Source organism: Ensifer sp. ENS10, assembly GCF_014852025.1.
Classification (GTDB): Bacteria; Pseudomonadota; Alphaproteobacteria; order Rhizobiales; family Rhizobiaceae; genus Ensifer.
Genome location: NZ_JACVAS010000006.1, coordinates 388,123 through 409,891, shown reverse-complemented (window position 1 = coordinate 409,891; position 21,769 = coordinate 388,123). Strand labels below are relative to the sequence as shown.

At 63.6% G+C, this 21,769-nt stretch carries 15 protein-coding genes; 12 read left to right on the top strand and 3 right to left on the bottom strand.

Annotation, left to right across the window (positions count from 1 at the left end; genetic code table 11):
- Positions 1-23: 23 nt before the first annotated feature.
- Together arfB and IB265_RS22330 are read right to left on the bottom strand one after the other, a co-directional pair.
- A complete protein-coding gene (gene arfB / locus IB265_RS22335) occupies positions 24-458 on the bottom strand; it encodes an alternative ribosome rescue aminoacyl-tRNA hydrolase ArfB (protein WP_057252059.1) in 435 nt (144 codons plus the stop codon).
- A gap of 115 nt (positions 459-573) precedes the next feature.
- A complete protein-coding gene (locus IB265_RS22330; protein WP_057252128.1) occupies positions 574-2,184 on the bottom strand; it encodes a phosphoenolpyruvate carboxykinase in 1,611 nt (536 codons plus the stop codon).
- A 324-nt stretch (positions 2,185-2,508) separates the two neighbouring features.
- Between IB265_RS22330 and chvI the strand changes: the two genes are divergently transcribed.
- The 12 genes from chvI (at position 2,509) to trxA (ending at position 20,287) form a co-directional block, all read left to right on the top strand.
- Positions 2,509-3,234 (top strand): two-component system response regulator ChvI, encoded by a 726-nt coding sequence (chvI, locus tag IB265_RS22325; RefSeq protein ID WP_057252058.1) that lies wholly within the window; start codon positions 2,509-2,511, stop codon positions 3,232-3,234.
- Between the two features lie 266 nt (positions 3,235-3,500).
- Positions 3,501-5,231 (top strand): sensor histidine kinase, encoded by a 1,731-nt coding sequence (locus tag IB265_RS22320; protein ID WP_244495662.1) that lies wholly within the window; start codon positions 3,501-3,503, stop codon positions 5,229-5,231.
- The gene (locus tag IB265_RS22315) at positions 5,228-5,683 is read left to right on the top strand and encodes an HPr kinase/phosphorylase (RefSeq protein WP_057252056.1); all 456 of its coding nucleotides are present in this window, start codon (positions 5,228-5,230) and stop codon (positions 5,681-5,683) included. The genes IB265_RS22320 and IB265_RS22315 overlap by 4 nt, the downstream gene beginning before the upstream one ends.
- A gap of 156 nt (positions 5,684-5,839) precedes the next feature.
- The gene (locus tag IB265_RS22310; protein WP_057252055.1) at positions 5,840-6,241 is read left to right on the top strand and encodes a PTS sugar transporter subunit IIA; all 402 of its coding nucleotides are present in this window, start codon (positions 5,840-5,842) and stop codon (positions 6,239-6,241) included.
- Positions 6,241-6,531, top strand: a complete 291-nt coding sequence (locus IB265_RS22305; protein ID WP_057252054.1) for an HPr family phosphocarrier protein — start codon at positions 6,241-6,243, stop codon at positions 6,529-6,531. Before IB265_RS22310 ends, IB265_RS22305 begins: the two co-directional genes overlap by 1 nt.
- A gap of 165 nt (positions 6,532-6,696) precedes the next feature.
- Positions 6,697-8,097, top strand: coding sequence for an adenosylhomocysteinase (gene ahcY, locus IB265_RS22300; protein ID WP_057252127.1), 1,401 nt, complete (start codon positions 6,697-6,699; stop codon positions 8,095-8,097).
- Between the two features lie 305 nt (positions 8,098-8,402).
- Positions 8,403-10,883, top strand: coding sequence for a PAS domain-containing sensor histidine kinase (locus IB265_RS22295; protein ID WP_057252053.1), 2,481 nt, complete (start codon positions 8,403-8,405; stop codon positions 10,881-10,883).
- The gene (gene tsaE, locus IB265_RS22290; RefSeq protein ID WP_057252126.1) at positions 10,883-12,394 is read left to right on the top strand and encodes a tRNA (adenosine(37)-N6)-threonylcarbamoyltransferase complex ATPase subunit type 1 TsaE; all 1,512 of its coding nucleotides are present in this window, start codon (positions 10,883-10,885) and stop codon (positions 12,392-12,394) included. Before IB265_RS22295 ends, tsaE begins: the two co-directional genes overlap by 1 nt.
- A gap of 10 nt (positions 12,395-12,404) precedes the next feature.
- Entirely contained in the window at positions 12,405-13,136 is a 732-nt protein-coding gene (locus IB265_RS22285) for a nucleotidyltransferase family protein (RefSeq protein ID WP_057252052.1), read from the top strand.
- Positions 13,137-13,138: 2 nt separating this feature from the next.
- Positions 13,139-16,321: a double-strand break repair protein AddB gene (gene addB / locus IB265_RS22280; RefSeq protein ID WP_244495657.1), complete on the top strand. Its 3,183-nt coding sequence runs from the start codon at positions 13,139-13,141 to the stop codon at positions 16,319-16,321.
- The gene (gene addA / locus IB265_RS22275) at positions 16,311-19,877 is read left to right on the top strand and encodes a double-strand break repair helicase AddA (RefSeq protein ID WP_057252050.1); all 3,567 of its coding nucleotides are present in this window, start codon (positions 16,311-16,313) and stop codon (positions 19,875-19,877) included. Before addB ends, addA begins: the two co-directional genes overlap by 11 nt.
- Positions 19,878-19,963: 86 nt before the next feature.
- The gene (gene trxA / locus IB265_RS22270; protein ID WP_057252049.1) at positions 19,964-20,287 is read left to right on the top strand and encodes a thioredoxin; all 324 of its coding nucleotides are present in this window, start codon (positions 19,964-19,966) and stop codon (positions 20,285-20,287) included.
- Between the two features lie 96 nt (positions 20,288-20,383).
- Here the strand turns inward: trxA and IB265_RS22265 are convergent, their stop codons facing one another.
- Complete coding sequence (locus IB265_RS22265; RefSeq protein ID WP_192495170.1) at positions 20,384-21,727, bottom strand: folylpolyglutamate synthase/dihydrofolate synthase family protein; 1,344 nt, start codon at positions 21,725-21,727, stop codon at positions 20,384-20,386.
- Positions 21,728-21,769: the final 42 nt, after the last annotated feature.

The following is a 21,769-nucleotide window of genomic DNA, read 5'->3' as shown; positions in this document are numbered from 1 at the left end:
GGCAAGGAGCGGCAAAAAAGAAATCAGTCGCCGGCCGGCCGCCCCCGAAGCTTCTTGATCTCGCCGCGCCCGGACTTCTCCTTGAGACGGCGCTCGACGGAGCCGCGGGTCGGTTTCGTCTTCTTGCGTGGCGGTGGTGGCGGCTCCGCGGCCTTGAGAATCAGTTCCTTCAGTCGCTCGCGCGCATCTTCGCGGTTGCGCTCCTGGCTGCGAAACCGGCTGGCCTCGATCATCAGCACGCCCTCTTTCGAGGCACGACGCCCAGCAATCTTCAGGGCGTTGGCCTTGATGCGATCGGAAAGCGCCGGAGAGGCCAGCACGTTGAAGAACAGCTGAACGGCGGTCGACACCTTGTTGACGTTTTGCCCACCCGGCCCGCCGGCCAGCACGAATTGCTCCGTCAGCTCCCAGCCGGCAATCATTATGTTGTCGTTTATGTAGAGCGGATCGCTAGCCATGGTTCACCTCGCCCCGATCTATGGCACAGAGCGAACCTCTTGAAAACATTCGCCACGAAAACGAAAAACCCGGCCGTGGGAGGCCGGGTTTCACGTGAATCATAGCTGACGATATTTATTCGGCGGCAAGCTTGGTGCCGGGAGCCGCATCGCGAACGCTGCCATCAACATGTTCTTCGAACTTGGCGAAGTTGGCGATGAACATATCGACGAGGCGGCGCGCCTGCGCGTCATAGGCCGCACCATCGGCCCAGGTCGAGCGCGGATCGAGGATGCCGTCGTCGACGCCGGGGACCGAGACCGGAACGGCGAAGCCGAAGTTGGCGTCGGTGCGCAGTTCAGCGGCGTTCAGCGAGCCGTCGAGTGCTGCGGCGAGCAGAGCGCGGGTCACCTTGATCGGCATGCGGCTGCCGGTGCCGTAGGCGCCGCCGGTCCAGCCGGTGTTGACCAGCCAGCAGGTGACGCCGTTCTTGGCGATCAGGTCCTTCAGGAGATTGCCGTATTCCGACGGATGCCGCGGCATGAACGGCGCGCCGAAGCAAGTCGAGAATGTGGCTTCCGGCTCGGTGACGCCCTTTTCCGTGCCGGCAACCTTGGCGGTGTAGCCGGAGAGGAAGTGGTACATCGCCTGTTCCGGCGTCAGCTTGGCAATCGGCGGCATCACGCCAAAGGCATCGGCCGTCAGCATGATGATCGTGCGCGGCTGCGGCGCGGTGCCGGTGGCGCTGGCATTCGGGATGAAGTCGAGCGGATAGGCGCAGCGGGTGTTTTCCGTCAGCGAACCGTCGTCGAAATCCGGAACGCGGCGCTCATCGAGCACGACGTTTTCCATGACCGTGCCGAAGCGGCGGGTCGTCGCGTAGATTTCCGGCTCGGCAGCTTCCGACAGACGGATCGCCTTGGCGTAGCAGCCGCCTTCGAAGTTGAAGACGCCGTGCTCGCCCCAGCCGTGCTCGTCGTCGCCGATCAGCGTGCGGGTCGGGTCGGCCGAAAGCGTCGTCTTGCCGGTGCCGGAGAGACCGAAGAAGATCGCCGTGTCGCCTGCCGGGCCGACATTGGCCGAGCAATGCATCGGCATCACGCCCTTCTTGGGCAGCAGGTAGTTGAGAACGGTGAAGACCGACTTCTTCATTTCGCCGGCATAGGACGTGCCGCCGATCAGGATCAGTCCGTTGGTGAAGTCGCAGGCAATGACGGTCTCCGTGCGGCAGCCGTAGCGCTCCGGGTCAGCCTTGAAGCTTGGGAGATCGATGATCGTCAGCTTCGGCAGGAAGGAGGCAAGCGCTTCGTGTGCCGGACGAATCAGGAGATTGCGGATGAACAGCGAGTGCCAGGCATATTCGGTGACAACGCGGGTCGGAAGGGCGTTGTCGGCATCGGCGCCGCCAACGAGATCCTGCACATAAAGCGACATGCCCTTGGCGTGATCGAGCATGTCCTTTCGCAGCAGGGCGAAATGCTCCGGAGACATCGGCTTGTTGTTGTCCCACCAGATCTGGTCGTCGGTGTTCGCATCGCGAACCACGAACTTGTCCTTCGGCGAACGACCGGTGTGCTGGCCGGTACGGGCAACAAGCGCCCCGTGTGCCGTCAGTTCAGCCTCGCCGCGGCGAAGAGCTTCCTCATAAAGCTCTGCGGCTTCGAGGTTGTACCGAACCGTTTCCAGGTCGGTAAAGCCGAGTTTTTCCAAGCCGTTCGCGAGATTGCGAGTGCCGAGTTGCTCCATGGTCAAGCTTCCTTCGTGTTTGGCCATTGGCGTTGAATTTCGCCGGACCATACTTGCATGCTCGCTCAAAAACAAGGCGGCGTCAAAAAAAGAATAATGATTTCAGTATATTAATCGATTTAAAGAAAATTATCGTTTTTTTAATCGGTTGAATTCGGCCTGCCGAACACCGATCTGACAGGACCTATCCTATCGTTACGACAGGTACTTTTTGGGCTTCGCCACAATTTGTTCCACCTTTATACTCACTAACGCACCCGTGACTCGCGAATGCCGGAGTTTTCGGGGACGAGACCGGCACCTCAAAAGACGGAGTTGAACACGATGCAGACCATCGCGCTTGTCGATGATGACCGGAATATTCTGACGTCCGTATCCATCGCCCTGGAGGCAGAAGGCTACAAGGTCGAGACCTATACCGACGGTGCTTCCGCGCTTGAGGGCCTGCTCGCCCGGCCGCCGCAGCTTGCGATCTTCGACATCAAGATGCCGCGCATGGACGGCATGGAATTGCTGCGCCGCCTGCGACAGAAGTCCGACCTGCCGGTGATCTTCCTCACCTCCAAGGATGAAGAGATCGATGAACTCTTCGGCCTGAAGATGGGTGCCGACGACTTCATCACCAAGCCCTTCTCGCAGCGCCTGCTGGTCGAACGCGTCAAGGCGATCCTGCGTCGCGCCGCAAACCGCGAAGCGGCTGCCGCCAACCCGACGAATCCCGCCAAGGCCTCCGACACGCCGTCGCGCTCGCTCGAGCGCGGGCAACTGGTGATGGACCAGGAGCGCCACACCTGCACCTGGAAGAGCGAGCCGGTAACGCTGACGGTGACCGAATTCCTCATCCTCCATTCGCTGGCGCAGCGCCCGGGCGTGGTGAAGAGCCGCGACGCGCTGATGGACGCCGCCTATGACGAGCAGGTCTATGTCGACGACCGCACCATCGACAGCCACATCAAGCGGCTGCGCAAGAAGTTCAAGATGGTCGACAACGACTTCGACATGATCGAGACCCTCTACGGTGTCGGCTATCGTTTCCGCGAGACAGCCTGAGCCGCGGGACTTGCCATCGCGCCGATTGTGGCGCATTCAGAAACGGCGCGACGGGAGCACGGCCAAGGCTGCCTTTGAAACCCCGCCGCGCCATCGGACCTCTGGGCCGGAACCACACAAAGTGAACGACGGCGTCGCGCCCGGCACTCGGGCCGTGTCAGCGTTGCAATCGAGAGAACGTGACGGAAGTCCGCGCGGGAGCGGGACATTTGGTAGAAGTCTTGCAGGGCGACATCGAAGACAGTGACGGACGTGCGCAGGCACATATGGGCCAGCGCCGCTGGGCACATCCTTTCACGCTGATTCGCCGCCTGTTCGGCAATGCCGTCTTCTCGAGCCTCACCCGCCGCATCGTCTTCTTCAACCTGGTGGCACTCGTCGTCCTCGTCGGCGGCATCATGTATCTCAACCAGTTCCGCGAGGGGCTGATCGACGCCCGCGTCGAAAGCCTGCTGACCCAGGGCGAAATCATCGCCGGCGCCATCTCAGCTTCCGCCTCGGTCGATACCAACTCGATCACCATCGATCCCGAAAAGCTGCTCGAACTGCAGGCCGGCCAGAGCATTACGCCGCTGCCCAGCGACGAGGATCTCGATTTCCCGATCATCCAGGAACGTGTTGCGCCGGTTCTCAGGCGGCTGATTTCGCCGACGCGCACCCGCGCCCGCCTCTTCGATGCCGATGCCGACCTGCTGCTCGATTCCCGACACCTTTATAGCGGCGGCCAGGTGCTGCGCTTCGACCTGCCGCCGATCGAGCCGGAATCGACGGGCATCGGCGGAAAGCTCAACAGCTGGCTGAACAAGCTGCTGCAGCCCGGCAATCTACCACTCTACAAGGAACCGCCCGGTGGCAACGGCTCGATCTATCCTGAGGTCACCAACGCGCTGACCGGCGTGCGCGGCTATGTCGAGCGCGTCACCGAGAAGGGCGAGCTCATCGTTTCGGTGGCCGTCCCGGTGCAGCGGTTCCGCGCCGTGCTCGGCGTTCTCTTGCTTTCGACGCAAGCCGGCGACATCGACAAGATCGTCCAGGCGGAGCGCCTTGCCATCATCCGCGTCTTCGGCGTGGCTGCCCTCGTCAACATCATCCTGTCGCTGCTTCTCTCCTCGACGATCGCCAATCCGCTTCGAAGGCTCGCAGCGGCGGCAGTCCGCGTGCGGCGCGGCGGTGCCAAGGAGCGCGAGGAGATCCCGGATTTCTCCTCTCGCCAAGACGAGATCGGCAACCTGTCCGTCGCGCTCCGGGAAATGACGACCGCGCTCTACGATCGGATCGCGGCGATCGAGAATTTCGCGGCCGATGTCAGTCACGAGCTGAAAAACCCCCTCACCTCGCTGCGCAGCGCCGTCGAGACCCTGCCGCTTGCGCGGACCGACGAATCGAAGAAGCGCTTGATGGACGTCATCCAGCATGACGTCCGCCGTCTCGACCGTCTGATCAGCGATATTTCGGACGCCTCGCGCCTCGACGCCGAGCTTGCCCGCAGCGATGCCAAGATCATCGACCTCGAAAGGCTTCTGGGCGACCTCGTCGATATTTCGCGCCAGATCCGCAGCAAGAAGAAGGCGGTGCTGCTCGACTTCGTCATCGACCGCAAGGACAGTCCCAGGGCCCGCTTCGCCGTCAACGGCCACGACCTGCGCATCGGCCAGATTATCACCAACCTGATCGAGAACGCCCGGTCCTTCGTTCCCGAAGACAGCGGGCGGATCGTCGTGCGCCTCACACGGTCGCGATCGCGCTGCCTCGTCTATGTCGAGGACAACGGCCCCGGCATCCAGGCGGAAGACATCGACCGCATTTTCGAACGCTTCTACACCGATCGGCCGGAAGGAGAGGATTTCGGCCAGAACTCCGGCCTCGGCCTGTCGATTTCCAGGCAGATCGCCGAAGCCCATGGCGGCACGCTGAAGGCGGAAAACATCGTCGCGCAGGACGGCCACGTCAGCGGCGCGCGCTTCATCCTGTCGCTACCCGCCGAGCCGCACGCGTGACGACGGGCGCCAATGTCCACGGCACTGCCATCGTGCTCGGGACGCGCGGCTTCCTGATCACGGGCCCTTCCGGCATCGGCAAATCCAGGCTGGCGCTTGCATGCATCACGGCCGCACGACAGGCCGGGCACTTCGCGGCACTCGTCGCCGACGATCGGGTGGATCTGAGCCTGGAACACGACAGGATCGTCGCCCGCTGTCCGCCCTCCATTCACGGCCTGATTGAAATACGCGGCGCCGGAATCGGCAAGATCGAAACCGTGCCTGCCGCGGTGATGGACTGGGCCATGCTGCCCGTGAGTGCGCCTTTCGACCCGCGGTTACCGCTGGAAGACGAGACGTTGCGCCTGCCACTCGGGCGAGTACTCCCGATTGTTCGCGTTCCCGTTGAAGAGGGGGCGTATGTTCTCAATATTTTGCATGCGCTCATCGCCGAAAAAATAGGATCCTAGCCCGATTTACCGTCAGCAAGGCTGGTTTTTCAGCATTTTTGGCTTGCACTTCCCCTTTTCCTTGCCAAGATGGCCGCCCCAACAGGTGGACGAAATTGCTGCATTGCGATATCTGGCCATCAGTGAATTGCGCGTGCAGTTGGAGCGAAGATACCCATGATCGGACTTGTGCTTGTCACCCATGGCAAGCTGGCTGAGGAATTTCGACTTGCACTCGAGCATGTCGTCGGTCCGCAAAAAGCTATAGAGACCGTCTGCATCGGTCCCGAGGACGACATGGACCAGCGTCGGCAGGATATCCTCGACGCGGTCACCAAGGTCGACGAGGGCCACGGCGTCATCATCCTGACCGACATGTTCGGCGGAACGCCCTCCAACCTTGCCATCTCGGTCATGCGCAGCGGCTCGGTCGAAGTGATAGCCGGCGTCAACCTGCCGATGCTGATCAAACTTGCCGGCGTGCGCGGCGAGAGCGACATGGACAAGGCGTTGGTCGAGGCCTCGGAAGCCGGACGGAAATACATCAACGTCGCCAGCCGTGTCCTGAGTGGCAAGTAATGGATCATCGCCCCGACATGTCGCTGACGCGCGAACTGCTGATCATCAACAAGCGAGGCCTGCACGCGAGGGCATCTGCGAAGTTCGTACAGACGGTCGAGGCCTATGAAGCCGAGATTACCGTGTCGAAGGACGGCATGACGGTCGGCGGAACGTCCATTATGGGCTTGATGATGCTGGCTGCCAGCACCGGCTGCAGCGTATGCGTGACCGCGAGCGGCGCGCAGGCCGAAGAGGCGTTGAACGCGCTTGATGCACTGGTCGCCGACAAGTTCGGCGAAGAAATGTGACGGACAATATAAAGATATAAAGACTTCTTTATATCGATATTGCCCTCTCCCCTGATTCCTGATAGATCGGTCGCACTCTCACCGCGTCGGTAGGCGCGGGAGGCATAATCGCGCCGCAGTTCGGTTGAAGCCATGCGGCTTGAAGAGATCAGCCCGGAGAATTCCATGACCACCACTCAGGACTATATCGTCGCCGACATCGGTCTCGCCGATTTCGGGCGCAAGGAAATTGCGATCGCCGAAACGGAAATGCCGGGCCTGATGGCCTGCCGCGAAGAGTTCGGCGCTGCAAAGCCGCTGAAGGGCGCGCGCATCACCGGCTCGCTGCACATGACCATCCAGACCGCCGTTCTGATCGAGACGCTGGTTGCCCTCGGCGCCGACGTGCGCTGGGCCTCGTGCAACATCTTCTCGACCCAGGATCACGCTGCCGCTGCCATCGCCGCAAGCGGCGTTCCGGTCTTCGCCGTCAAGGGCGAAACGCTCGAAGAATACTGGACCTACACGGACAAGATCTTCCAGTGGGCCGATGGCGGCGTCTCGAACATGATCCTCGACGATGGTGGCGACGCCACCATGTACATCCTGCTCGGCGCCCGCGCCGAAGCCGGTGAAGACGTGCTCTCCAACCCGGGCTCCGAAGAAGAAGAGATCCTCGTCGCACAGATCAAGAAGCGCCTCCAGGCTTCGCCGGGCTGGTTCACCAAGCAGCGCGACGCCATCAAGGGCGTGACCGAAGAAACCACCACCGGCGTCAACCGCCTGTACCAGCTTCAGGCCAAGGGCCTGCTGCCCTTCCCGGCGATCAACGTCAACGATTCGGTCACCAAGTCGAAGTTCGACAACAAGTACGGCTGCAAGGAATCGCTCGTTGACGGCATCCGCCGCGGCACCGACGTGATGATGGCCGGCAAGGTCGCCGTCGTCTGCGGTTACGGCGACGTCGGCAAGGGCTCGGCAGCTTCGCTTTCCGGCGCCGGCGCCCGCGTCAAGGTCACCGAAATCGACCCGATCTGCGCGCTCCAGGCGGCGATGGACGGTTTCGAAGTCGTTCAACTCGAAGACGTCGTCTCGTCGGCCGACATCTTCATCACGACGACCGGCAACAAGGACGTCATCCGCATGGACCACATGCGCGAGATGAAGGACATGGCGATCGTCGGCAACATCGGCCACTTCGACAACGAAATTCAGGTCTCCGCACTGCGTAACCTGAAGTGGACGAACATCAAGCCGCAGGTCGACATGATCGAGTTCCCGAAGGGCAACCGCATGATCCTGCTCTCGGAAGGCCGCCTGCTGAACCTCGGCAACGCCACCGGCCACCCGTCCTTCGTGATGTCGGCTTCGTTCTCCAACCAGGTCCTGGCGCAGATCGAGCTCTTCACCAAGGGTGAGAAGTACAAGAACGAAGTCTACGTCCTGCCGAAGGCGCTCGACGAGAAGGTCGCTCGCCTGCACCTGAAGAAGCTCGGCGCTAAGCTCTCCGAACTTTCCGAAGAGCAGGCCGACTACATCGGCGTGAAGACGCAGGGCCCGTTCAAGGCTGAGCACTACCGGTACTAATCCTTACCCGGGCAATCCACAACATCTTGTGGCCGCGTTCTTGACAAGAGAGCGCGGCCGCTTTTTTGGGCCTCTCCCTTCCCGACGATTCGACTAGGAAGTATGCTCTAACCCATTGATTCGTGATGTCGGTGCGGACCTTGGACATCGCGGATGGGATGTCTTGTCGATAAGCGGCAAACAGACGGAGACAGACCGGGGATGCAATCGGAACTGACGCAGGCCCTTGACCAGGGCCTCGATGGAACTGTGCAAGGCGCAACAAGGCCGGCAGCACCCTTCGGACAGACGGGGATGGCAGCGCCATGAACAGAGACCAAACAGCTATTCCGGGCACCCGCCGCAAGGGCCCGAAGTTCCTGCGCCACCTTCTGGCCGGTACCACTCTCTTTGCAGCAACAGATGCGCTCGCCCAGGTCGCGCCGCAGAAGGCAAATATCTTCGGCTCGTCGGAGGTCGTCACCTTCTCCGTGCTCATCGGCGTCGTTTCCGCAGCGATGATTTCGGCGATCTGGCTGATCCGCCAGCGCGGCAATATCGAAGCCGAGAACCGCGAATTGCGCTCCGATCTGTCGGACGCCAACCAGCGCCTCTCGCGCTATCAGGCGCTGGTGGCCGACAAGAACCGCCGGATCGTCGTCTGGGACGGGCTGCTCGAGCGGGCTGAGCTGCTCGGCCAGCTGCCGCCCGAAACCGGCGCGCCGGCAGACGACCGCGAGTTCCTGGCCTTCGGCCGCTGGATCAAGGCGCAATCCGCCGGGGAACTGGAAAATGCGATCGACGCGCTGCGCACCCAGGCGCGCAGCTTCGACCTGGTGCTCGAAACGCAGCGCAACGAAGTCCTGGAGGCCCAGGGACGGGTCTCGGGCGGGCGCGCTTTCGTACGCTTCATCGCTCTCAACAATATGCGCGCAGAACTCGCTGAGCTGAAGCTTGAGCACGATCGGCTCAATACTGCGCTCGTGTCCTTCCGCACCCTTCTCGACGCCATCGATCTGCCGGTGTGGCAACGCGGCACGGATGGCGCCCTCACCTGGGTCAACGAGGCCTATGCCGACGCCGTCGAGGCTCCTGATGTCGCGGTCGCGGTTGCCGAAGGGCGCGAGCTGCTCGCAACCGTCGCGCGCGAAAAGATCCGCGCGGTTTCCACCTTCGACACACCGTTCCGCGACAAGGTTTCGACCGTCGTCAGGGGTAACCGCACCTTCTTCGAAGTCGTCGATGCCCGCAGCCCTGCCGGCTCGGCCGGCGTCGCCGTCGACGTATCCGGCATCGAGGCCGTGCGCGAGGAACTCAACCGGACGCTCAAGAGCCATGCCGAAACGCTCGATCATCTGGCGACCCCCGTCGCGATCTTCGACGGCAATCAGCGCCTGCAGTTCTACAACCAGGCCTTCCAGCGTCTGTGGAACCTCGACATCGGCTTCCTCGAGCGCAAGCCCGACAACGGCGAAGTGCTTGACCGGCTGCGCGCCGGCGGCCAGCTGCCGGAGCAGCTCAACTGGAAACAGTGGAAGGCCACCGCGCTTTCCGTCTATCAGGCGCTCGACACGCAGAGCGACCTCTGGCACCTGCCGAACGGCCAGACGCTGCGCGTCTTCGCGACCGCCCGCCCACAGGGCGGGGTCACCTGGGTGTTCGAGAACCTGACCGAGAAGGTCGATCTCGAAACGCGCTACAATACGCTCGTTCAGGTTCAAGGCGAGACGATCGACCATCTCGCGGAAGGCGTAGCTGTGTTCGGGCCCGACGGCCGCATTCGTCTCTCGAACCCGGCGTTCCGGGCGATCTGGGGCATCAGCGAGGCGGAGGCCAAGCCCGGCACCCATATCCGGGCGATCGAGCAGGCCTGCCTCATCTCCTACGACCAGCCTGACGGGTGGAAACGTTTCACCCACATCATCACCAGCTTCGACGACGAACGGCCCTCCAGCCGCGGCATCCTTGAGCTTCGAACCGGACTGATCCTCGACTACGCCGTCATCCCGCTGCCGAACGCGCAGACGATGCTGACCTTCGTCAACATCACCGACAGCGTCCGGGTCGAGCGCGCGCTCACCGAAAAGAACGAGGCGCTGCGCAAGGCGGATGCGCTGAAGAACGACTTCGTGCACCACGTTTCCTATGAACTGCGTTCGCCGCTCACCAACATCATCGGCTTCGCCGACCTGTTGAAGACGCCGGCTTTCGGCGATCTCAACGAGCGGCAGGCGGAGTATGTCGACCACATCGCCACCTCCTCGTCGCTGCTGCTGACGATCGTCAACGACATCCTGGATCTCGCGACCGTCGATGCCGGCATCGTCCAGCTCGACATGTCCGAGATCAGTCTCACCGACTTCCTCGATGATATTGCCCACCAGATGGCCGACCGGCTGCTCGAGAGCGGCGTGACCCTCAGGATCGCCGCCCCTGACAATCTCGGCCGCATGGTCGCCGACCAGCAGCGGCTGAAGCAGATCTTCGTCAAGCTGCTCACCAATGCCGCAAACTTTGCGCCCGACGGCAGCGCCATCGACCTGAAGTGCCGCCGCGAGGGCAGCGACTTCATCTTCTCTGTCTCAGACAGCGGCCCCGGCATACCGCAGGACGTGCTCGATACAGTGTTCAACCGCTTCGAAAGCTACGGCCAGCGCGGCGGCGCAGGCCTCGGCCTTTCGATCGTCGAGAGCTTCGTCAGCCTGCACCACGGCACCGTCTCCATCCGCAGCAAGGAAGGCGAAGGCACGGAAGTGACCTGCCGCATACCCTCGGCCGAAGTGCCGGCGATCGTCGCGGCCGAATGATGTCGGCGATCGAACGCTTCCTGACGGACGAGGCGGCAACGATCGAGCTCGGCGAAGATCTGGCGCTGGCCCTGAAGCCCGGCGACTGCGTCGCGCTCTCGGGTGATCTCGGAGCCGGCAAGTCGACCTTGGCGCGCGCCTTCCTTCGGGCGCTTGCCGATGACGACGGGCTGGAGGTCCCCAGCCCGACCTTTACGCTGGTCCAATCCTATGAACTGCGCATTCCGGTCGCGCATTTCGATCTCTATCGGCTGGCTGATTCCAGCGAACTGGACGAACTCGGCTTCGACGAGGCGCTATCGCTAGGCGTCTGTCTCGTCGAATGGCCGGAACGGGCTGACGACGCCCTACCCACCAGCCGCATCACGCTGAGCATCACCCATGAAGGCGATGGTCGCCGCGTCGAAATTTCCGGTCCGGACGAAAAGCTGCAGCGCATCGCCCGCACGCTGGCGATCCGCGACTTCCTCGATCAGAACGATCACCCAAACGCACGGCGCCGGCACCTCAGCGGCGACGCCTCGATCCGGGCCTATGAGCGCATTTACCCGGCAGACGGCTCCGTTAGCCGGATTCTGATGGATTCGCCACGACACAAGCCCGGCCCCGTCCTCCAGGACGGAAAATACTACCAGCAGCTCGCGCATATCGCCGAAGACGTCGTTCCCTTCGTCGCGATCGACCAGCTGCTCATTGCACGCGGCTTTGCAGCGCCGACGATCTACGCCCGCGATCTCGACCAGGGCATCCTGCTGATCGAGGACCTTGGGTCGGATGGCGTTCTCGACGCGGCCGGCCAGCCGATCGACGAGCGCTACATCGAAAGCGTACGACTGCTCGCCCGCCTCCATGCCAAGCAGACCGACAGGGAGATCAACCTCGACAGAGCGGTCATCCACCGCATTCCGGATTTCGACCGGACGGCGATGAAGATCGAGACGCGGCTTTTGACCGACTGGTACCTGCCGTGGAAGCGCGGTGCGCCGGCAAGCGATGACGAAAAACGTGAATACGGAGAGATCTGGGACGGGCTGATTGATCTTCTCCAGACCTCCGAGACGAACCTGCTCTTGCGAGATTTTCACTCGCCGAACATCATCTGGCGCGGAGAGCGCCAGGGATTGGACCGGATTGGCCTCATCGATTTCCAGGACGCGATGATCGGCCCGACGGCCTATGACGTGGCATCGCTGGTGCAGGACGCGCGCGTGACCGTCGCGCCTCCGCTCGCCAACCGGATGATGGAAACCTATCTCGCCGAACGGCAGGCAAGCGGCAACTTCGACGAGGCGACTTTCTTGCGCGACTGGCATTTGATGTCGGCGCAGCGCAACTGCAAGCTCGTCGGCATCTGGGTGCGGCTGATGCAGCGGGACGGCAAACCCGGCTACATGAAACATATGCCCCGCACTTTCGCCTATCTTCAGGCGGCGCTCACACATGAATCGCTGAAACCCTTGCACGACTGGTGTATGAAGACCGGAATCCTAGATTCCGAATCAGCGAACTGACAGAGAAGCAATGTCGATCAGCAATGCGATGGTGCTCGCCGCGGGCCTCGGCACCCGGCTCCGCCCGATCACCAACACCATGCCGAAGCCGCTCGTAGAGATCGCGGGCAAGCCGATGATCGACTACGTGCTGGATCTGCTGGCAGAGGCCGGCATCACCAAGGCCGCGGTCAACGTGCATCATTTCGCCGACCAGATGGAAGGACATCTCAGCCAGAGAAGAAGCCCGGAGATCCTGATTTCCGACGAGCGCGATGCGCTGATGAATTCCGGCGGCGGCCTGGCCAAGGGCCTGAAACTGCTGCCGGAAGGCCCCGTACTGGTGATGAATGCCGACCTCTTCTGGGTCGGGGAACCGGTCGGCGTTCCCAGCAACCTGACGCGCCTCGCCGCAGCCTTCGATGCGGACCGCATGGACATGCTGCTCCTGTGCGTGCGCGATGAGGACACGACCGGTCACAACGGCAAGAAGGACTTTTCGCTCGGTGCCGACGGCAAGCTGACGCGATACACCGAAGGTCTGCCAAACCCGGTGGTCTATGCCGGCGCGATCGCGCTTCACTCCCGGCTCTTTGCCGACGCGCCTGATGATGCCTTCAACCTCAACATCTACTTCGATCGCGCTGCCCAAAAAGGGCGCCTCCACGGCCTCCTGCTCGATGGCCACTGGATGACGGTCGGCACGCCCGACGCGATCGGCGAAGCGGAAGCGGCGATCCGCCGCCACCAGCCAGGAGGATGAGCGTGCGCGGCCGCCGGTCCAACGTCTTCACGATCCCGCCTGGCCTCCCCTTCCTGAAGACGCTCGCCGAAAAGCTTTGCGACGGTATCCTGACTCCGGACTTCCGCTACGATCCGGCCGATCCCTTGCCGCTTGCCGGCGTCACGATCTTCGTGCCGACGCGGCGTTCGGCCCGTGTGCTCAGATCCGAATTCGTCGACCTGCTCGGCGGCCGCTCCACCATCCTGCCCACCATCAAGGCGCTCGGCGAGACCGATGATGACAGTGGCTTCTTCGACGCCGAAGTACCGGCAATCCTCGATCTCGCGCCGCCGCTGCCGGGCACGGCACGGCTGATCGAGCTTGGCCGGCTGATTCTCGCCTGGCGCAACCGGCTACCAAAGGTCGTGCTCGACATCCATGCGGAAAGCCCGCTGATCGCGCCGGCAAGTCCTGCCGATGCGATCTGGCTGGCACGCAATCTTGCCGATCTCATCGATGCGATGGAGACGGAAGAGCTGGACTGGGACGCGCTCGACCGGCTCGACGCCGGCGAGCATGCGCTGTGGTGGCAGCTGACGCTCGAATTCCTCAAGATCGCCCGAACCTACTGGCCGGAACGGCTCGAGGAACTCAAGCAATCCTCGCCCGCACGCCATCGCAACGCCATCCTTCAGGCCGAAACGCAGCGCATCGCCGGCGGCAAGATCGAAGGCCCGATCATCATCGCCGGCTCGACCGGTTCCATTCCCGCCACGGCCGCGCTGATTGCCGCCGTGCAGAAGCTTCAGAACGGCACGATCGTGTTGCCTGGTCTCGACCAGACGATGAGCGATGCCGAATGGGACATGATCGTCGCCGACGCTGCCTTTGACGGCAGGCCGGACCCGGCAAGCCGCAGCCACCCGCAATACGGCTTCTACAGGCTGCTGAAGCGCATGGGCGTCATCCGCTCGGATGTGGGCGCGCTAGCCGGCGCCCAAACCGACGTCGATTTCCGCGCGGCGATCCTCTCGCACGCCCTTTTGCCGGCAAAGGCCACCGATGCCTGGACCGAAATGCGCAGCGAACTCGACGGCGAATTGCTGCGCGCTGCCTTCGGCGATACGGCTCTCATCGAAACCGCCAACGAACGCGAGGAGGCGGCGGCGATTGCCGTTGCGCTAAGGCTTGCGCTGGAAGGCAGCGAGGATAGCCAGGCGGCGTTGATCACGCCCGACCGAAATCTCGCGCGGCGGGTCGGCGCCGAGCTCGCCCGCTTCGGCATCGAGGCGGACGATTCCGCCGGCACGCCTTTGTCCTCGACGCCCCAGGGCAGCTTCATGCGTCTGCTTCTGGAGGCAAGCCTGCGCCCCGGCGATCCCGTGCCCTTCGTTGCGCTGCTCAAGCACCCGCTGGCGCGCTTCGGGCTTTCGCGTGATGAGATGCGCCAGGGCGCCGACGCGCTCGAACGCATGGCGCTGCGCGGCAGCACCGCAACCGTCGATATCCTCGCCCTGGAGCCGTTGCTCGATGCGGCGATTGCCGGCCACAAGGTCGATCGCCACCCGCCGGAATGGCGTGCCGGCATCGGCGCCGAGGAGCTTCAGGCAGCACGCGATCTGGCGATCAAGATCGGCCTCGCGGTGGCGCCGCTGGCTTCCGCGCTCACGCGCAGCAAGGACGGCAGCCGCGTGTTCTCGGACGAATTCACCTTTGCCGACTGGGCGACGCGTACCGGCCAGGCGTTGGAAGCGGCCTCGGCCGACGAGCGCGGCGATCTCGGTGGGCTCTGGTCCGGCGAGGCGGCCGATACGCTGGCGACCCTGCTTCGCGGCATCATCGAAACCGATGGCCAGATGACGGCGGACGGGCCGCAATGGTGCGACGTCATGGAGGCGCTTGCTGCAGGTGCCGCGGTCAAGCCGCGGTCCATGCGCCATCCGCGGGTCTTCATCTTCGGCGCGCTGGAATCACGCCTGCAGAGCATGGATCTCGTGGTGCTCGGCGCCATGAACGAGGGCAATTGGCCAGGCCAGACCGCCAACGACCCGTTCCTGTCGCGCACGATGAAGACGGGCATCGGTCTCGAGCCCCCCGAGCGGCGCATCGGCCAGCTCGCGCATGACTTCCAGATGGCCTGCGGCACACGGCGGCTGATCTTCACCCGCTCGATGCGCCAGGGCGCAACACCCACCGTTGCCTCGCGCTGGCTACAGCGGCTGCTCGCGCTTGGCGGCGAACGGCTGACTGCGGCCTTGCAGGCCAATGGCGCCGACTATCTGGCCTGGGCCCGGATGCTCGACGACGGAGGGCGGCAGCCGCTTGCCGAACGCCCCGCGCCCAAGCCACCGGTGGACCTGCAGCCGCGCAAATATTCCTTCAGCGAGGTCTCGCGGCTGAGGCGCGACCCCTACGCGATCTACGCCCGGCGCATTCTTCGCCTGCATCCGCTGCTGCCGTTCAACAGCGATCCCGGTCCGGCGGAGCGCGGCACGCTCTATCACCAGATCGTCGAGCGCTTTATTCGCGGCGGCTTCGACCTCATGTCGCCCGCGGCCGAAGAAGCGATGCATCGGCTGCTGAACGAGGCTTTCGACGAGGCGCGGCTGCCCACGCATATCGACACGATCTGGCGGCCGCGCTTCGCCGCCGTCGGCTTGGCTTTCATCAAATGGGAGCGGGACCGCGCACGCTTCATCCGCCGCTCGCGCACGGAAGCTCCGGCATCGATGGAGCTCGGCGTCGCCGACATGCGGCTGACGGGCATTGCCGACCGGCTCGATATGCTGACCGACGGCAGCGTGGAGATCATCGACTACAAGACCGGCTCCAGCCCATCGGTCAAGGAAGCCCGTGTGCTGCTTGACCCGCAGCTCGCACTCGAAGCCGCAGCCCTCAAGGCCGGCGCCTTCAAGGACCTGCCGCCGAGCCATCCGCAATCGCTGCTCTATGTCCGGCTGAAGCCCGGATCGCGTTTCAAGCAGGAGACCGTGAACAACGAGGGCAGCAAGGCGAAGGAAACCAAATCCGCCGACCAGCTCGCGGACGAATCCCTCACCGAGCTCAGAAAACTGCTGAGTGCGCTGCTTTCGGGCAAGCATGGCTTTGCATCGCGCGTGATTGTTCAGAAAGAGCGCGACCACGGCGGCGAATACGACCATTTGGCACGCGTGGCCGAATGGTCGACGGCCGATAGCGAGGAGGAGGACGGCGATGAGGGATGACAGCCTCGGCCCCGAACAGGCGACGCCGCAAGCCTGGCTCGACTGGACCTCGCATCGGCAATCGCTAGCCTCCGATCCCGAGCGTTCTGCCTGGGTTTCGGCCAATGCCGGATCCGGCAAGACACATGTGCTGACCCAGCGGGTGATCCGGCTGCTGCTCGCCGGCTGTCGGCCGTCGGCGATCCTCTGCCTGACCTATACCAAGGCGGCGGCATCCGAAATGTCGAACCGCGTCTTCGAACGGCTGGCCGAATGGGTAACGCTCGACGACGCGACGCTCGAAAAACGGATCGAGGCAATCGAGGGCGAGCGGCCTGGTCTGCTGAAGCTGCAGGAGGCGCGGCGCCTGTTCGCCCGGGCGCTCGAGACGCCCGGCGGCCTCAAAATCCAGACGATCCACGCCTTCTGCGAGGCGCTGCTGCACCAGTTTCCACTGGAAGCCAATGTCGCCGGGCATTTTTCGGTTCTCGACGACCGCGCTGCCGCCGTGCTGCTTGCCGATGCGCGCCGCATGCTGCTGACGGCGACGGCCGCCAAGGACGATCCGGAACTGGCGCGCGCCTTCGCCATCGTGCTCGACCTTGCCGACGACACCGGGCTTGAAAAACTGCTCGCGGCGATCGTCGAGAACCGCACCGCGATCCAGACCTTTTTCGAACATGCCGACGCGCTCGGCGGCACCGAGGCCGAGTTGCGCCGCGCCCTGAAGCTGGCGCCGAGCGAAAGCGTCGACAGCGCCATGGCCGCGATCTGGCCGTTGGCGGGCCTGAACGGTGCGTCCCTGGAACGTTACTTCTCACTCGCCACGAGCGTCGGCGGAACGAAGGTTCTGGAATTTGCAGAGGGACTTCGGACCGTCTCCAAGCTCACGGACTTGGACGCGCGCTATGACGGTCTCAGGCATTTGTTCTTCACCGGCACCGGAAAACCCCGGGCACAATCCGCCTTCCTCAACAAGGCGATGCAGCAGGCGGCACCCGATCTCATAGACCTGGTGGACGAAGCCTACCGCCATGTCGTCGCCTGCATCGATCACATCAGCATTCTTAGGATGTTCGAGGCGACGCTGGCGGCTCTGACGCTCGCCGAACGGCTCAACGTCGACTACGAGGAGCTCAAGCGGCGACGCAGCCAGCTCGATTTCGAGGACCTGATCAACCGCACGGCGGCGCTCTTTGCCCGCGGCGATGTCAGCGCCTGGGTCCACTACAAGCTCGACCAGGGCATCGACCATATCCTCGTCGACGAGGCTCAGGATACCAGCCCGGCGCAATGGACCATCATCCAGGCGCTGGCGGCTGACTTCTTCTCCGGCGAAAGCGCCCGTGGAACCAACCGCACCATGTTCGCCGTCGGTGACGAGAAACAGTCGATCTACTCCTTCCAGGGCGCACGGCCGGAACGGTTCTCGCATGAGAGCCAGGAAACGGAACGGCGGGTGCGCGACGGCGGCAAGGCCTTCGAGCCCATCCGTCTTCAGCTCTCCTTCCGCTCGACCGTCGACGTGCTTTCGGCCGTCGATACGGTCTTCGCCAATCCGGCGCATGCACGCGGCCTCAGCGCCCGCAACGAGCCCGTCGTTCATGCTTCGAACCGTATCGGCCATCCCGGCGCCGTCGATATCTGGGACGTGATTGCCGCCGAACCGATCGATACGGACGAAGAATGGACCGCAGCCTTCGACGCAACGCCTGAGAGCGCACCGGTCAATATCCTCGCACGCCGGATCGCCGGCGTCTTGGAGAGCTGGATCGGCAAGGAAACGATCGTCGAGAAGGGTATTCGCCGACCGATGCGTCCGGGCGACGTGATCGTGCTGGTCCGTAAGCGCGACGCCTTCGTCAATGCGCTGACCCGGGCGCTCAAGCGCCGCAACAACATTCCGGTCGCCGGCGCCGACCGGCTGGTGCTCACCAAGCATATTGCCGTTCAGGACCTGCTCGCGCTCGGGCGCTTCGTCCTCTTGCCGCAGGACGACCTGTCACTCGCCGCGCTGCTGAAAAGCCCGCTGTTCAATCTCGGCGAAGACGCGCTGTTCGAGCTCGCGGCGCGGCGCAAGGAAGGCGAAAGCCTCTGGCAGAGGCTCCAGGCCGAGGCGGCCGAGGGCATCCTGTTCCACCAGGCAGCAAGGGCGCTGAAAAGCTATGTGGCGCTCGCGAACGCGCTTGCACCGCACGATTTTTATGCCCGCATCCTTGGCGTTCATGGCGGCCGGGCGGCCTTCCTGGCGCGGCTCGGCACCGAGGTCAGCGACATTCTTGACGAGTTCCTCACCTTCGCCCTCGATCAGGAAAGAAGCGGCCTCCCCGGTCTGCAGGCCTTCGTTTCGACGCTCGAAATGGAAGCGCCGACGGTCAAGCGCGAGCAGGACAAGGAACGCGACGAAGTCCGGATCATGACGGTGCACGCCGCCAAGGGTCTCGAAGCGCCGGTCGTCTTCCTCGTCGACGGCGGCGGTGCGCCGTTCAGCAACCAGCATGTCCCTTCCCTTCGCTTCCTCGAGCTCGCTCAAAGGGATGGCGCCGTCCTGTCGTTGCCGGTGTGGCGCGCACCGGGCTCGGAATCGAATACGCTCGTGACCGCCGACAGCGATCGTCTGAAGACGCTTGCCGAGGAAGAGTATCGACGCCTGCTCTATGTCGGCATGACCCGCGCCGCTGACCGCCTGATCGTCTGTGGCTATCGCGGACAGCGGGCCGTCGCCGAAACATGGCATGCCATGGTTCAGGCGAGCCTTGCCGGGGACGAAAATGGCCGCGGCCATCCGAAGACCTTTCACGCCGGCGGCGAGGAATGGTCCGGCCATGCCTGGCGCGAGAAGCAGCTCGAGCGCGACCTTCCCTCCAAGGAAGCGCCCACGCCGGACGCCAACCGCCCGGCCTCCGGCCTGCCGAAGGCGCTTTCGACGCCGCTGCCACCGCAAAAGCGGCTGCCGCGGCCGCTCAGCCCCTCCGGCGTCGGTATCGCCATCGACGAGGACGACGGCGATGGGCTTGTCGGATCCGCCCTGTTTTCTGAGAAGGCACCGGCAAATCTCTCGATGTTGCGCGGTGCCATCCTGCACCGCCTGCTGCAGGTCCTGCCCTCCATTGCGGGCAATGATCGCCGCGCCGCGGCCGAGCGCTATCTCGTGCGTTCGGTGCCCCGCTGGGCGCCCGCGCAGCGCGCCGCGCTGATTGACGCTGTCGAGAATGTGCTCGACCATCCCGATCTTCAGGCGCTCTTCTCGGTCGGCAGCCGCGCCGAAGTCTCGGTCATGGGCACACTGACCCTCGGCACGCGCGAGCACGCGGTCTCCGGCCGCATCGACCGGCTCGCCGTCAGCGACGGGATCGTGACCATTGCCGATTTCAAGACGAACCGGCAGGTGCCGGCTTCGCAGGGTGACATACCCTTCGCCTACAGGGCACAGCTTGCGATCTATCGCGAGCTGTTGCGGCCGCTCTATCCCGGGCACGCATTCCGATGCGTGCTGATCTTCACCGAAGGACCGGCAATCCACGTGGTTACGGATCAGGCGCTCGACAGGAGCCTTGAAGACCTCGCGACAAAGTGAGATACCGGATATTGAAAATCCAGCGGTGCCATCTCACATGAGACACAACATCTGGATACTGCCATTCCGAACGCAAGGAGCAGCCTATGGCTACTGTAAAGGTCGATACGTCCAATTTTCAGCAGGAAGTGCTGAACTCCGCCGAGCCGGTGGTTGTCGATTTCTGGGCTGAATGGTGCGGCCCGTGCAAGATGATCGCGCCGAGCCTCGAGGAAATCTCGAACGAGCTCGCCGGCAAGGTCAAGGTCGTCAAGCTCAACATCGACGAAAACCCGGAACTGGCTGCCCAGTACGGCGTTCGCTCGATCCCGACGCTCGCCATGTTCAAGGCCGGCGAAGTGGCCGACATCAAGGTTGGCGCTGCGCCGAAGACGGCCCTTTCCTCGTGGATCTCCACGGCGGTCGCCTGAGACCTTCGCTGACTACCGCAGCAGAAAGCCCGGCATGCCGGGCTTTTTTCTTGTCTTGAACTTGGCTGCTATCGGGATGGCGGCGCCACCTCCGGATCACTTCGGCGGCGTACCGTTGTCGGCGAGAACGTCGCCCACCAGATAGAGCGAGCCGCCGATCAGGATGCGCGGCGGCGCCGGATCCTCATCGACCAGATTGGCAACGATCGTCAACGCTTCGGCGACGGAAGAGACAGCCGAAGCCTCAAATCCGATAGCAGCCGCGTCGCTTGCAAGCGCCACCGGATCAAGACCTGCATCGGAACCACGGATCGGAACGGTGAAGACCTGTTCGGCAAGATCCACAAACGCCCGGAAATAGCCGACCGGATCCTTCGTGTTGATCATGCCAATGATCAGGAACAGGGGGCGCGATTCGCGTTCTTCGAAGGTCGCCATCGCTTCGGCGATCACCTGGCCGGCACCCGGATTATGGCCGCCGTCGACCCAGATTTCCGCATCGGCCGGGCCGTAACGCGTAAGTTTGCCGCTGGTCAGGCGCTGCAGGCGCCCGGGCCACTCGACGCCGGCAAGCCCCTTCTCGATCGCCGCCTCCGAAACGTCGAAGCCCGCAGCCCGCACCGCGCGAACGGCCGCGGCGGCATTGGCGTATTGGTGCCGTCCCGGCAGCTTCGGCAGCGGCAGGTCGGCGAGACCGCTTTCGTCCTGATAGACAAGGCGGCCGAATTCCTCATGCGCCATGAAGTCCTGGCCATAGACGAACATCGGGCAACCGAGCCGCTCGGCCGTCGAGATCAGCACATCGCGCGCAGCCTCTTCTTCCTGCTGACCGATCACGACGGAGCAGCCGCGCTTCAGGATACCGGCTTTTTCCGCGGCGATCAGTTCCACCCGGTCGCCGAGATAGGCCTGGTGATCGAGCGAGATCGGCATGATGACGGATACGGCCGGTCGAGCAATGACATTGGTCGCGTCGAAGCGGCCGCCGAGGCCAACCTCGATGATCGCGACATCGGCCGGGTGCTCGGCAAAGAGAAGGAAGGTGACGGCGGTCAGGATTTCGAAGACGGTGATCTTCTCGCCGCCATTGGCTTCGGCGACGCGACGCACCGCATCGGCCAGAACGGGGTCGCTGACGAGCCGTCCCTTGCCGCCCTTGACGCCGAGGCGGTAACGCTCGTGCCAATTGACGAGATGCGGCGACGTGTGGACGTGAACGCTGAGACCGGCCGCTTCCAGGATCGCCCGCGAAAACGCGGTTGCCGAACCCTTGCCATTGGTGCCGGCGACATGGATCACCGGTGGCAGGCGGTCCTGCGGATTGCCGAGCGCGGCGAGCAGCCGGGTGATCCTGTCCAGCGACAGATCAAACCCCTTGGGGTGGAGGGCAAGGAGTTTTTCGATCTCATAGCCCGCTTCGCTGGCTTCCACCGCTGTCATCTCTCACCCCGACCCGACAAGCTTGACTGCCAAACATCTCCG